The 14159-nt window shown below is 30.2% G+C and carries 16 protein-coding genes; 7 read left to right on the forward strand and 9 right to left on the reverse strand.

Annotated features, from left to right (window positions below; genetic code table 11):
- Nucleotides 1–153: 153 nt before the first annotated feature.
- The 5 genes from KPL54_RS14825 to KPL54_RS14845 all read right to left on the reverse strand — a co-directional run bounded on the left by KPL54_RS14825 (nt 154) and on the right by KPL54_RS14845 (nt 3156).
- Nucleotides 154–372, reverse strand: a complete 219-nt coding sequence (locus KPL54_RS14825) for an HAD family hydrolase (protein WP_253203484.1) — start codon at nt 370–372, stop codon at nt 154–156.
- Between the two features lie 241 nt (nt 373–613).
- Entirely contained in the window at nt 614–1402 is a 789-nt protein-coding gene (locus KPL54_RS14830) for a sugar phosphate isomerase/epimerase family protein (protein WP_216107296.1), read from the reverse strand.
- A 146-nt stretch (nt 1403–1548) separates the two neighbouring features.
- Nucleotides 1549–1971, reverse strand: coding sequence for a GNAT family N-acetyltransferase (locus tag KPL54_RS14835; protein WP_216107297.1), 423 nt, complete (start codon nt 1969–1971; stop codon nt 1549–1551).
- A gap of 77 nt (nt 1972–2048) precedes the next feature.
- Nucleotides 2049–2522 carry an ASCH domain-containing protein gene (locus tag KPL54_RS14840; RefSeq protein WP_216107298.1) on the reverse strand — a complete coding sequence of 158 codons (474 nt, stop codon included), beginning with the start codon at nt 2520–2522 and terminating at the stop codon, nt 2049–2051.
- A gap of 61 nt (nt 2523–2583) precedes the next feature.
- Nucleotides 2584–3156 carry a class I SAM-dependent methyltransferase gene (locus KPL54_RS14845; RefSeq protein ID WP_216107299.1) on the reverse strand — a complete coding sequence of 191 codons (573 nt, stop codon included), beginning with the start codon at nt 3154–3156 and terminating at the stop codon, nt 2584–2586.
- A 340-nt stretch (nt 3157–3496) separates the two neighbouring features.
- Between KPL54_RS14845 and KPL54_RS14850 the strand changes: the two genes are divergently transcribed.
- Entirely contained in the window at nt 3497–4027 is a 531-nt protein-coding gene (locus KPL54_RS14850) for a GNAT family N-acetyltransferase (protein WP_216107300.1), read from the forward strand.
- Nucleotides 4028–4142: 115 nt separating this feature from the next.
- Here the strand turns inward: KPL54_RS14850 and KPL54_RS14855 are convergent, their stop codons facing one another.
- On the reverse strand, nt 4143–4919 hold the full coding sequence (locus KPL54_RS14855; protein WP_216107301.1) for an alpha/beta fold hydrolase: 777 nt from the start codon (nt 4917–4919) through the stop codon (nt 4143–4145).
- A 130-nt stretch (nt 4920–5049) separates the two neighbouring features.
- Nucleotides 5050–5775, reverse strand: coding sequence for an alpha/beta hydrolase (locus KPL54_RS14860; RefSeq protein ID WP_216107302.1), 726 nt, complete (start codon nt 5773–5775; stop codon nt 5050–5052).
- Nucleotides 5776–6062: 287 nt separating this feature from the next.
- On the opposite strand from KPL54_RS14860, the gene KPL54_RS14865 reads away from it, so the two are divergent.
- Genes KPL54_RS14865 through KPL54_RS14880 form a run of 4 tightly spaced genes read left to right on the forward strand, consistent with a single transcriptional unit; the run spans nt 6063 to nt 9314 of the window.
- Nucleotides 6063–6626 carry a MarR family winged helix-turn-helix transcriptional regulator gene (locus tag KPL54_RS14865; RefSeq protein ID WP_216107303.1) on the forward strand — a complete coding sequence of 188 codons (564 nt, stop codon included), beginning with the start codon at nt 6063–6065 and terminating at the stop codon, nt 6624–6626.
- A gap of 2 nt (nt 6627–6628) precedes the next feature.
- On the forward strand, nt 6629–7567 hold the full coding sequence (locus KPL54_RS14870; protein ID WP_216107304.1) for an ABC transporter ATP-binding protein: 939 nt from the start codon (nt 6629–6631) through the stop codon (nt 7565–7567).
- A gap of 11 nt (nt 7568–7578) precedes the next feature.
- Nucleotides 7579–8322: an ABC transporter permease gene (locus KPL54_RS14875; protein ID WP_216107305.1), complete on the forward strand. Its 744-nt coding sequence runs from the start codon at nt 7579–7581 to the stop codon at nt 8320–8322.
- On the forward strand, nt 8322–9314 hold the full coding sequence (locus KPL54_RS14880) for an ABC transporter permease (RefSeq protein WP_216107306.1): 993 nt from the start codon (nt 8322–8324) through the stop codon (nt 9312–9314). Before KPL54_RS14875 ends, KPL54_RS14880 begins: the two co-directional genes overlap by 1 nt.
- A gap of 425 nt (nt 9315–9739) precedes the next feature.
- On the opposite strand, the gene KPL54_RS14885 is transcribed toward KPL54_RS14880, so the two are convergent.
- Both KPL54_RS14885 and KPL54_RS14890 read right to left on the reverse strand, forming a co-directional pair.
- On the reverse strand, nt 9740–10357 hold the full coding sequence (locus tag KPL54_RS14885) for a TetR/AcrR family transcriptional regulator (RefSeq protein WP_216107307.1): 618 nt from the start codon (nt 10355–10357) through the stop codon (nt 9740–9742).
- Nucleotides 10358–10429: 72 nt separating this feature from the next.
- Nucleotides 10430–11785, reverse strand: coding sequence for an MATE family efflux transporter (locus KPL54_RS14890; protein ID WP_216107308.1), 1356 nt, complete (start codon nt 11783–11785; stop codon nt 10430–10432).
- A gap of 182 nt (nt 11786–11967) precedes the next feature.
- On the opposite strand from KPL54_RS14890, the gene KPL54_RS14895 reads away from it, so the two are divergent.
- Both KPL54_RS14895 and KPL54_RS14900 read left to right on the forward strand, forming a co-directional pair.
- Nucleotides 11968–12609 carry a TetR/AcrR family transcriptional regulator gene (locus KPL54_RS14895; RefSeq protein ID WP_216107309.1) on the forward strand — a complete coding sequence of 214 codons (642 nt, stop codon included), beginning with the start codon at nt 11968–11970 and terminating at the stop codon, nt 12607–12609.
- Between the two features lie 271 nt (nt 12610–12880).
- A complete protein-coding gene (locus KPL54_RS14900; protein ID WP_216107310.1) occupies nt 12881–13894 on the forward strand; it encodes a fumarylacetoacetate hydrolase family protein in 1014 nt (337 codons plus the stop codon).
- Nucleotides 13895–14159 lie beyond the last annotated feature (265 nt).

The raw sequence follows: 14159 nt of genomic DNA on the forward strand, positions 1-14159 counted from the left end.
AGTCATCATATTATTTTTACTTTTACTCTGAAAATATATCTTCTAAAATACCTACGGCATCCATTATTACTTTAGGACAAATACTATTAAAAAGTCCCTTTTAATATCGTTATATTATGGAATTAGCCAATTATACACTAATAATTTAAAACTCTAAATTGTAATATCTGTTACTAATTTTTCTACTTTATACTTGCTCTTAAGCCTTCCAACTGCTTGTTTTTTGCTAATTCCATCACTACTATAACAAATATCATCGAATATATTAAAAAATGCAAATTTCTTAGAAATACCCAAAACATACTCTTTATTCCCATTTGAACAAATGCACAGAGTATACCCTTTTTCCTTTAATGTATTTAAGCAGTTCAAAACCCCATCATATAACTCTCCATATTCTCTTATATATTGATTGCTTTTATATCTACAGTCTCCGTCCTAAAAAGTGTTCCATCTAAATCAAATATAACAAGTTTTATATCTTTCATAATAATCACCTATCTCCACTTTGTTAGCTATCATTGTCCATCAATTCATACTCTATCTCAAACCAGCTTACTACTTTATCTTTTTCAAACCCTAATTTCACTGCTAACCTCATTTATTTATCATACTATAAGTAATTTGATAATTTATCCACTGACTGCTTAAGCCCCCTAATAGTCTTTATTTCAAGAACTATGCGGCACTTATGTTCTCTCGCAAGAGAAATTCTTTCCTTTATATTAATTTCTCCTATACCTAACGGAAGGTGATTTTCTCTCCCCTTCCCGTCGTGAACGTGCATGTGATAAAGCCTGTCTATATGTTTATTTATAAATGCTTCATCGATACCATTCACGCTATGACTATGACCGATATCAAAGGTTAATGCAAACACATTGCTTTCTAACAAAAGCTCTATACCTTCTAATGCAAAATCTTTATAACCACTACAATTTTCAATACATATTTTGATATCGCTGTCACCTATAGCTTTTTTACACATATCTCTAAACTTCTTTAACTTAGTTAGGTAAATTTCTTTATATTGATTAAATAAAAATATTTTTTCATTAGGTAAAGTAAAATAAACTCCATTTGACATATGCATATTAAGTACAGGAATTTTCAGTTGTTTAGCAATATCAATAGTAGCCAATATAGTTTTTATATATGCTTTTGAAATTTCATTGTTAAAATCGCAAACATTAAAATTTTCATCAATATGAATTGTGAAATATATATTCTCATTTTCACAAATTGATTTAAATTTCTGAATATCTATACTTTCAATCTGATATTGAGGTAAATTCATATTTAGTTCGATGAAATCTAAAGCCAACTCTTTGCATAATTTAACACAGCTTTCAATACTGTTTGTCTCAATAAGTGTTGGCATACCAAAATCAACTGTTTTCATAGTACCCCTCCATTACTTTTTACTAATATTATATATAGTTTTATTCAATATTTCACATCAGTTTTACCTATTGGACACAAAAATAATTAAGTTAAAGAAATATTCAATAAGTATTTATTTACTCAAAGTTATATGTTCTCAATTTCCTAACCCTCAACATATTTTGATTCAAATGGGTATTTTGAATAAGCCGTTTTATGTTTTTTAAACCCTAATTTCTTATAAAAACCCTCATTCCCAAATGTTGAAGTTAGGTGAATTGTCATATGTTCTTCACCTTTTAAAAGTAACCTCATCAACCCTTTCCCAATGCCTTTTTTCTGATATTCAGGTAATACTGCAACATCAAAAACAGCCCCATAGCATATACCATCCGATAACATTCTACAAGACCCCACCAAAGTATTTTCTTCCCAGGCTGTAACAACCTTGTAACTCACTTGAAATGCAGACTGAATTTTATTAAATTCTTTACTTTCTATAAAACGCTTTAGCATCCCTACCTTTTCATATAAACTAAAAAGTTGAGACCACTCAATACACTCTAATCCAATTTTATAAGAAATCATTTTTATATCTCCTTCACTAAATTCATATTGAATTTTTTTCTATCTAAATGAATTTATGATTTAATAGAACTTAATATTTACTTATATACCACTTCAAATTCCTCAAATACTACTAACATATCTTGAGAAAATTCCATTTCCAGCTCTTTCAATTCTCTTGTAAAAAAATCTATATGTACCTTTCTCCAATACTCTAAAGACTTATCACCTTCACCTTCTATTTCCGCAAATTTTTCATTTACATCTTTAAAAGGTAATACTGTTACTTTTTTAGTTTTTATAACACATTGAGCAATTCCATTCCAAGTTGTAATAATGCTATGATTATCTTCCATAGGCAACTCTTCATTTTCTACACCATAGAAATAATAAAGTGAACATGTCCCTCTTTTAATTTTTCCTCTAACCAATTTTGCTAAATCATTCGCACTTTTTTCATTATCACAAAAATGCCATGAAGTATAATTTTTATCAGTATTGTACGTAGACTCTCCTATAGATGTTAAATACTTTCTCCACATTTTTTCTACTGATTTATGTTCTTGTTCCATAATTTAAATTCTCCTTTGCATATATAAGTTATAACGTTAACTTTATTAGTTAAACTTACCTTCACAATTTTAATTTTTTCTTATTTGAATATGTAGTAGTTTTCTTTTCTGACATAAAAATATAGTAACCATCAATTTCAGTTATTTTTACACCACCAAAAATTGAAACCAGCTTGTTCTTATACCAGTCTTTTCTTTTAGTAACCATATATATTCTCCCACCAATGGCTAATCTATTAAATCCTTTTTCAATAAACTCCTTTGGAACAGAAAAATCCGCATGATACGGAGGATTTGAAATAATTAAAGTTAAGTCTTTTTCATTAATATTCTTGAATCCATCACTTTGGTATACTTCAATTCCTTTAACATTATTTAGTTCAATATTTTCTCTTGTAAGCTCTACTGCTCTACTATCTATATCTGTCATAACTACATTAGTCGCTCCTACTACTTTCGCACAAAATATTCCAACTATACCATAACCACACCCCAAGTCTAGCACCTTATCATCATTTTTTAATTCAATAATTGACAACATCGCTAAAGTACCTTTATCCACATTTCGAGGTGCAAAAACTTCATTTGATGTATTAAATTTCATATCAATATCTTTTACATTTACATTTAACATTATTATATGCCTCCAAAGGTTTTCTTAACTTAAAATTTGTTCTATTATATATTGCTATTGTTATGTAACTATAATAAATTATACCATTATATACAATAGTTAACTACTCTCGCTGTATTTACATTTAATTGGCCATTTAGTATAATTTACATGAAAGGATAAAAAGTTAAAGATATATCCTTTTAAAATAATAATAATGTTAGGGGTTTATTCTATGGAAAATATTATAAATGTAATTTCTATGAGGTGGTTTACTACCTAAATCAAATTTATAGGTATTACTCCACCTTTAATTCTTTAATTCTATAAAATTATTTTAAATTGAAAGGTGGAAAATAAAGTGGATTTAAAAAACATACTTACAGACAGATTAATACTAATACCAGTAACATTTGAAATTACTCAATCCTTATTACGAGGAAGCAGTACTGAAATTGAAAAGCTCGGAGTAAAAACAGATAAGCAATGGCCTACTAAGGATACAATGGACATATTGCCTATTGTTAATAAATCCTTAGAAAAAGATAGGATACCAACTGGATTCGAATTTTGGATGATTGCAAAAAAAGATACTATGCAAGTAGTTGGAGACATAGGTTTTCACGGAAGGCCTAATGAAAAAAGTGAAGTTGAAGTCGGTTTTGGTTTAGTAGAGGATGAAAGAAGAAATGGTTTCGGTTTTGAAGCACTAAAAGCAATTATAAATTGGGCCATTTCTCAAGATAGTGTTAAAATTATTAAAGCAGATTGTTTGATTAGTAACAACCCTTCCGCACGGATATTAGAAAAGGTTGGTATGAAAGAATATAATAGGGACCAAAATTTGATTTATTTGGAGCTTGTTAAACCAATAAAAAGCAGGCATATATAAGATTTTTTTGTTAGTTAAAAAGGCAGCAATGTCTTTTTAACTATTTTAATATATACTAAAAATCTATTATTCCTAATATAAGCGTTAATTCTCGTCCTATATAATCTATCGTACATTACCCATTCGGATACGAATATGTTTCCCGTTTTAAAAGATGTTTCATCATATCAATCCACTTATCCGGATTAAATACAAGAAATTCTTCATGATGCATTCCCCCCAAGGCAACCAGTTCAGCTTTAGGAAAATGCTGTATATAACGTCTAGTCAACGTTTTGGTATCCTCCTTAGTACCATAAGTACAGTAGATTTTAGTATTTTGTAAAACTATATTATCTGCCACAGGAGTTACCAAATCCGTATAATAGACGTTGTATAATGACTTGTATGAGATGCCTTTATACATTACTCCCAATACTTTTGAGGAATCGCCATATATTTTATCCAAAAAATTTCTAAGCATTTTAACAGGATGCTTGGCCTTAACTAAGTAATAGAAAAGCGGGGTAATTAACGCAGCTGATAATGTGGCCCACGGATTAGCCTTTTGCTCAAAGTCAGTACTGCCAGTTATTGCAATATCAATTTGTACATTGTTTCTTTCAAGCAGCTTTCCAAGAACAGAGCCTCCTAGAGATGATCCATATACACCGTATAAATGGCCGTTATAATGTTCTTTAATATATTTTTCTATTCCAAGTATCTGGTCGTTAATATGCCGAAACGTATTATGATCATTTTTATCGTGTCCGTCAAAACCGACGCAGATAATCCTGTAATCTTCTGCAAGTCCATCAATTACCTCAGCGAATTCCCCCTGCCAACTAGAGGCTGTACCGTGAATCAACAAAACAGTCAGATTACCTTCTTTTCCAAATTCATAAAATTGCATCTTAACACCATCCTTTACACGTATATTTATTTTATCCGTTTTAATTACATACCGCAGCAATTATTACCATTTACTAATTTACCTTACGAATAAATGCTATGTTTTTTCTCATAGTTGTATAAACTATCCTTTATTTTTTAAGCATTTCCACATATTCTTTCGGATGATTTAACAAATATTCACAATGAGCATAACTTATTTTTTTCAAAATATTACTGTATTTATATTTTTTTAATCGAAATATGCATATACGGGCTGGTTCCTTGGTTCCGTATATAAAAGTAACTGATTTCTGTGCTGTTTCATCTAACTTCGGTAATGGAAAGCTATAGCATGCTCGAGACAGATTTTTAACACTTTCCTTACTTATATAGCAACACACATTAGACATCAGTTTACCTAAACCCGGGAATAATTTGTCTAATCTTTCAGTACCATTTTGGGGCCTTAGTCTCATTAAATAGCAAATACGCCAAAATTTTTTCATTGCAATCTTCTGAAATAGTGAACCAAATTTCAAAAATGGTCCTCCATCCAAAAACACTTTATTTATATGCACTATATTTCGATGATATACTGCAAACGCAATTATTGCACCCAAAGATGTACCTAATATAAAATCTAATTCGTCAATATTATTTTCTTTCAAATAAGTCAATATTTTATCTACTTCATCATCAATAGATAAAAAAGTGGAACTTTCCTCTACATCATGTCCATCTAACGTAGGCATAATTATAAAATAATCTTCTTTTAAATATTCTACCAAATTTAAAAAGCTCTTATACGTCATAAACATAGCATGTATAAGTAATACTTTGGGACCATTAGGGTTACCAATGGTTTGAAATTTCATGTGATTGTCCTCCTTTTTTATTTTTACGTATATAATAGCTAGTCTTTAGGTCGTAAGTGACCTAAGATGGTCATTTTATTTCAGTATTTATAAATTTAAAATCATAGTATTCACCACATTCCTTCCACCATGAGTTATAAAATTTATCCTTTATTTATATTATATAGAAATTCTTATTGATAATCAATATCACTATGACAAAATAATTAATAGACAGTATATTGACAATTATGAAATATTTTGCTATTATTAATTTAGACAGTATACTGTCAATAAAGGAGATATTAATGGATACTTACAGAGAGTTATTTTTAATGCAACAAACTTACGCAACACTGTTTTCCCTTGCCAATAAACTTCAAGTAAAAGGCGATGAATACCTTGTGAGCATGACGTCAAGACAGTATATGTTAATGGTAGCAATTGCTCATTTAAAGGAAGATGAAACAACAATTAACAATATTGCGCGAAAGTTAGGTACCACCAAACAGAGTGTAAAACAAATGATAACTATTCTAGAAAACAAAAAATATATAATAACTGTACCTAGTCAAAAAGATAAGCGTGCTATTAATGTTAAATTCACACAATATGGAAAGCAAATTTCGATGAAAGTTGCTGAAAGAGGAATTTATTTTTTTGCAGATCTTTTTAAAGATTTCAAAAAAGAAGAACTGGAGATATTGTGGATATTATTAAAGAAACTTTATCGATTCGACGGGGAAGAACAAGATGGATTTGAAGAAGAAGGTGTTGTAGAAATGGAGGATGAAGAAAATTGTAATAACGAACAAACAAGAATATTAAAGGAATTTGAACGAAGAAGAAATCAATCAAGAAAGGAACAATAAAAATGAATAATGTTGTTACCGTTAAAAATTTAGAGAAAAGTTATACTACAAGAAAAGCCGTTAATGGAATTGATTTTGTCGTACGTAAGGGCGAAATTCTTGGACTCTTGGGACCTAATGGGGCTGGCAAAAGTACAATCATTAATATTTTGGCTACCATTTTATCACCTGACAAGGGGGAAATAAGCATTTTGGGTCATGATCTAAGAAAAGATGTAAAACCTATTAAACTTGAAATTGGGATAGTCCCTCAGGACTTAGCCATTTATGAAGAAATTACTGCCGAGCAAAACGTTAGTTTTTTTGCAAGTCTTTATAAACTCAAAGGAGAAAAACTGAAAGACCATGTTAAAGAGGCTTTGGAACTAGTAGGGCTTTATGATAAAAAAGATGATAAACCAAAAACCTTTTCTGGTGGCATGAAAAGAAGACTAAATATCGCTTGTGGTATTGCCCATCAACCAAAACTTATTATCATGGATGAACCAACAGTAGGTATCGATCCCCAATCAAGAAATCATATACTCCAATCCATAAAAATTCTAAAAAAAAGGGGTGCAACAGTTATCTATTCTACGCATTACATGGAAGAAGTCGAAGAAATTTGTGATCGGATAATTATTATGGACGGTGGAAAGATTATTGCAGAAGGCACAAAAGAAGAATTAAAGCAGAAAGTAAATGATGAAATTACCTATTCTTTCCACGTTAATAATTTAAATAAATTAAGCACTAAGGAGTTTTATTTAATTGACGGTGTTACAAACGTTAAAATATCACAAAATATTATTGAAGTAACTATAGAAAACTCTAAGGACGATATCAATGAAATCATATCAGTTATAACCTTAAAGGGCTGTAAAATTGAAAGTCTAAACAGTAAAAAGGCATCTTTAGAAACTGTATTTTTAGAATTAACCGGAAGAAATTTAAGAGATTAGAGGGGAGAACTATGAATTTTATAAAAATTATAAAATTTGATTTTATGAATATTATTAGAAATCCAATGCTGCTAATTATAAATACAATATTTCCATTAATACTAATTGGAGTTATGGGTTTTGTAATGAGCAACGTTTTTGGTTCAGGAAAGATGAGTTACTATGATTATTATGGAATAAAGATGATGATTCTTGTAGCTTTATTAATTGCAATGACAGCTACTAATACATTTATGGAGGAAAAGGTCAAAAGTGGAAACAGTCGTATCATATATGCTCCAGTTTCAAAAACATCAATATATTTATCTAAATTAATTTCCACTTATATTTTGGGCACAATTTCATACAGCATACTGATACTTATAGGCCAATATTTGTTACACATTAACTTTGGTGGAGATAATATCCTTTATATTATATTATTAATCAATATACTATCTTTATTTGGTTGTAGTTTAGGCACCATGTTTTGTTGCCTTTTCAAAAGCGAAGAAGGCGCAAATAGTATTATGCAAATTCCATTAATATTATTTATATTTTTCGGAGGAATAATTTTTGGCGCACACCGACTTGGAAAGGCAGTAGCTGAAATGTCAAATTTATCTCCAATCAAGTGGGTTAATGAATGTGCTATTCGTATAATTTATGATAATGACTTCAGTATATACCTACCTGTACTTGCATTTCTTTTAATTGCAACTGTTGTTTGTATCATAATATGTCAAATCACCTTTAAACCGGAGGAATATGTATAATGAATATAATTAATCTATTTAAAAATAAATTAGACAGAATATTATCCAAGAAATCATTAATTATAGTTGCAGTGGTAGTTATACCAATTATGATTGGTATTGCTGTAATATTTTCAAACAAGGCAATATCAAAAGAAAGCATTGCTTTTCTTTCAAATAATGTAAAGAATATTCCTCAAGATAGTAGATATGATGTTCAAGTCGTTAGTAAAAAGCCAACTGAAGCCGATCTTGTATTAGGCCAATATGTTGCTATTGTGGAAGAAGAAAATGATGGAAATTATGAGGTAACAACATTAAAAAGTGAAGAGGATAAAAAAATAATAGAAAACTTTTTTAAATCTGGCAAAATACCTGCGAGTTATAAAGGTGAAGATGAAATACGAGCTGAAAGAGGTAGTGGAACCAATATTTTAGGATTTATCCTAATGCTTTTGTTAATGCAAGGGGTTGCACTTACAACACTTTTTGAAGAAGATAGAAATATAAAAACATTTAGAAGAATATTGACAGCACCAGTAAGTGAAAAGAAATATCTTTTTTCCCAGGGAATGTTTACATTTTTATGTCTTTTTATACCATCATATTTAGCAGTTACTATAATAAGTGTGTGCTTTAGAATAAATATTGGATATAGTTTTGGAATGCTCGCAATACTGATGATCATTCTTTCTGCTTTGTCAACTGCATTTGCTTTATTTATGACAGCAGTATTAGATAGAGATATTTCTTTAGCCGCAAGTGGAATTTCTTTGATAACATGTGTATTAGCAGGCTGTTTTATTTCATTTACTAACAATAACAAAGTTCTTGATACACTTTGTAGCATTTTCCCACAAAAATCATATATGACTTTAATTCATGGCATAGAAAAAGGTAATGGCATTTTAGAATTTAAAGGACAGCTTATATATTTACTTATTTGGATTATTGCTCTTTGGATCTTAGGAAGTATTATTACTAAAAGTAAAATGAAGAAAGGTATCTATTAAAGGAGTCTTCTGCAAATGAACTTAATCATTACAACAACGAATTAATGGCATACAAAATTCCATCAAAGCTTGCTGAAATAATTATGAGGCAGATGTTTAAAACAAATGAACTTGCAAGAAGAATTATGGAATTACATTCTAATATGGATGATTTAATTTACGTCTGTAAAAGTGTTTATGACTCTGGAAAAGAGTTGGGGGTAAAAACTCCCTTTCTCTCCGTAAAATATGAACAGTATATTCTTAAATTACGCTTAATATAAATATTATATTTTCTTTGAACTTATATTAACAGGATTATTTTTATCTTTTATTAATGTTAAAAAGGCATACAAGATAATTTTAAAATTATTTTGTATGTCTTTTATAAAACTAAAAACGAATTAACTATTAAACAAAACTGCAATATTTATATACTGTGTTAATTATAATGATATTACAAAACTACCTTTAGTTAATCCTAAAATTTTCTCTATCATATCAGTTAAAGCCTCTGATTTCTTTATAATTTGCTCTTTATTAAACCCAAAGACTCCCGGATCAAGTACAAAACCAAATTCCGTCAGCATGAATTCTGCGACTTCTCTTGGATATTCTGTATGAAATATACCTTCATCCACTCCCTGTATTATAATATCAGTAAAAACAGGAAGTTTACTAGTTATTCCCTGAACAATAACTTTATGATGTAAACTCGTATTTTCATCATAATGGAGTGCTTCAACGAGTTTATTCCCTTCTTTATTTTCCTTTGATTGAGCATATATCTCAACCACTCTTATTAACTTTTGAAGCGCATTAATATTATTATCTTTTGTTTCTTCCTGAAGCTTATTAATCAACACCTCAGAATTCCTTGCAAATATGTCAATAAACATATCTTCCTTGGATTTAAAATAGTAATAAAATGTTCCCTGTGATACTGATACTTTTTTTACTATATCGCTTACCGAAATTCCATTGTATCCTACTGTTGAAAAAAGTTCTTCTGCGGCATCCATAAGCTCATCTTTTCTTTCTTTTGGATCTTTTGAAATTCTCAAATAAAAAACCCCTTTCTTCCTGTTAAGGTTATTATATTAAATCGATTGACATAAGTCAATTAAATAATCCTATTATAATGTACCTGTCATTTTACTATTTAAACGCTTAATCTCAGGACATATTAAGATTAACATAATTACAGTTACAATAAAATCTGTAATAGGCGTTGAAACCCATATTCCATTTATACCCATGAATCTTGGTAGAATAATAGTAAGTGGCACTATTATTACAATTTGACGAAGCAAACTTAAAACTATAGAATATCCTGCTTTCCCAATGTATTGGAAATAGCTTAGCCCTATTATAACAAATCCTATTATTGGTGTGCTTATAGAGAATATTTTCATAGCTGGGGTTCCAATAGCTATTAACTGCGAACTATTTTTCCCAAATAGAATAAAAATATTTTTACTAAATAATTGAAATATAATAAATCCAATTGAAGATATAATGCTTGCAGCTATAATAGACAATTTAAGTGAATCTCGTACCCTATCATATTTCTTAGCTCCATAATTGTACCCTATTATAGGCTGCACGCCTTGATTTATTCCATATATAGGCATGTATATAAGCATAATAAGACTGTTTATAATTCCATACGCAGCCACAGCAATATTACCACCATAATACAAACACTGTTTATTAAAAAGAATAGTAATAAGACTCATGGACAGCTGCATTACAAAACCGGAAACCCCTATAGATAGTGAAGAAATAATAATATCTTTTCTGAGTTTTAAATTTTTATATCGAATTTTGATTGAAGCATTCTTTAAAAAATATGGTGATGTAGAAAATATTGTTCCTATTGCTGTAGAGAGTATAGTTGCCAGTGCAGACCCCGCAATTCCTAAATGAAATACAAATATGAATAAAGGATTAAAAATTACATTTAGAATAATTGATATAAGAAAGTTTATCATAGCTCTTTTAGCTTTTCCTTGCCCTTTTAAAATATTATTCATGGAATAACTTAAAATTTGAAAAGGAGTTCCAATCAGTAAAATCCCCGTATATATTTTTGCATACTCTAGAACTTTGCCACTTGCCCCAAATATAGAAAGCATAGGTGTCAGAAAACAATATCCTAGAATCATTAAGATAATAGAGACTATAAACGATAATGTAAATGTATTTCCAACTATAATCTCGCATTTTTCAATATTATGCTCTCCTAATTTTATTGATACTAATGAAGTTGCTCCTAAACCCACCAACATTGAAAATCCCATTATTGCTAAGGTTACAGTATAAGATATGCTTATAGCTGAAATCCCCAAGACACCAACGCCAATACCTACAAATACTTTGTCGCAAATATTGTATAGTGCATTGGCAAGCATAGCTATTATAGATGGAATAGAGAATTTGAATAATAATTTTCTTACGTTTTCTGTTTCGATTTCATTAATTTTTAACATGTTTTACCCCCTAAATATTTTTGACTTAAGTCAGTCATTTATTATTCTATACTTATGACTGACTTAAGTCAATATTATAAAATAATAATTTCATTAACATGTTTAAAATACCTTGACGTAATCAGATGGGAAGCATATAATAATTTTATTGAACATGTTCAATATTTATGAGGTGATAGTTAATGAACGAAGTAAGACAAAAGATATTAATTAGTGCAAAAGAACTTTTTATTCAACAAGGTTATAAGAAGACTACCATTAGACAGATTGTAGATAAATCAGGAGTTTTAATCGGAAGTATTTATTATTTTTTTAAAAATAAAGAAGAAATATTTCAATCACTTGTGTTAGGTATATTTGATGCTTGTAATAAATTGGTCGGTGAGCATTTCGAAGGAAAAGAAAGTCCTGTTTTTCAATATGCATTCATGTGTGCTGTAGAGTTGCAAGCAGTAGAACTGGATGAGCGAATAAGCGAGATTTACTACGAAGGATATAGTTCAAATGCTATATTAGATAAATTAGTAAGCCATGCAGCAGCAAAATCACAAGTACGATTTCAAACATATAATCCAAACTTTACTTATGAAGATTATTATGTACGCACTTTGGCTATCAAAGGAATAATGCGCAATTATATTGCAAATCGCTATTTTAAGCAGAATATCCCTTTAGAAACAAGAATAAACAACTTTTTAGATATGAGCCTACATGCTTTTAATATTGAACAAAAGGAAATCGAAGAAATAAAAAAGCGTATAGCCGATATGCGTAAGGAAATTATCGATATGACAATATTATTAGGAGCAGAAAGCTTTTCTTAATGAAAGACAGACATCTGAAACAGGCGCTACAAAACCGTATGTTTCAGATATTTTTTATAGCTATTTGAACATGTTAAATCATCTCCTGCGGAGCTGAAATATTAACAACTTTGGAAGCAGATTTAGACTGCCACCAAGCAATTGTCCTAGGCTAGACAACTGCTACTTATAGAAGATGGCACACTTGAAGCTTCCAAAATGTTGTTAAACAGTCTATGAATTATTTAAAAATAGTTGTACTAAAAATAAACATATATGAAAGGAAATTGCCATGAAACTTAAAAAGATAAAAATTAAAAATCAGGAAAATTATACATTGTGTTTGTTATCTGAAGATCAATGGATTTCATTTCGAGCTGTGCTTGACACTGTGCCTGACGACGGAACAAAAGAACGTTCCGAACTTGAAAAAGCATCAGATGACATCATAACTTTCTTGAAAAACAGAGAGTTCCTAGAACCCAAGCTCAATGAGCTGATTGAAGCGGCGAAAAATGTTACAACTGATCTTTTAATTGCTGGTAAGGATGTAATGCCTTATAGGCCATTAATGTATCGTGATTTTATGCTGTGTGAAGCGCACATCATTAACAGTGGCCGTGGATTTGTAAAATACACCATGCCAAAAGTTTTGCCATTCGTAAAAGTGTATGAAACACTTTTTAGTAAACCATTTCCTTCTTTTCTCCCCCCCAAAACATGGTATGATAACCCTGTATATTATAAGGGAAATGTAATGTCCTTTATTGGCGATGGTGAAACAGTAACTTATCCCCAATACGCCACTTTAAAGGATTACGAACTAGAACTCGGAATGATTATCACGAAAGACATTGTAAATGCAACCGAGGAAGAAGGGCTTAGTGCAATTGGAGCCTTCTGTGTATTCAACGATTTCAGTGCTCGCAATGTACAATTTGATGAAATGAAGAAAACTGGTTTTGGGCCCTGCAAAGCAAAAGATTTTGCCAGCGCAATCTCCACTGTGGTTGTTACCGCAGATGAAGTATTACCGGTCATTGATAGCCTCAAAACTCGTGTGATCATCAACGATAAAATTGTGGCAGAGGGTCAACTAGATTCATTTTACCATTCTTTAGGCAAGGCGGTTGCCTACGCTTCTAAAGGTGAAAGTATTTATGCGGGAGAGTTTATGGGAACTGGCACAATTCCTAATTGCTGCGGTATGGAAAATGATACACTTTTAGAGTGTGGTGATATCATCCGCATCGAAATTGACAAAATTGGTTCCTTGACGAACCCTATTAATACTAAACTCTTGTAGAAAATAAAAAAAGAGGATACTTTCATTGCTGTTGGCATAGCTACAATGTTAACAATACTACTTTGCCCAATCATCCAAAAATTTAATTGTATCATTCCATGCATCAATATACCTTTTGTTGCTCTGGTGCTTCTTTAGAAAATGCCATAAATGAATTACTTATGATCATAATATATCCCCCTCGATTTATAGTGTTTTACAAAACATAGTCTGTCCCCTTTCATTTACACTATTATACCATTTATTACAATTAAGCTCTATATTT

The sequence above is a fragment of the Clostridium estertheticum genome, assembly GCF_018861295.1.
Lineage (GTDB): Bacteria > Bacillota > Clostridia > Clostridiales > Clostridiaceae > Clostridium_AD > Clostridium_AD estertheticum_D.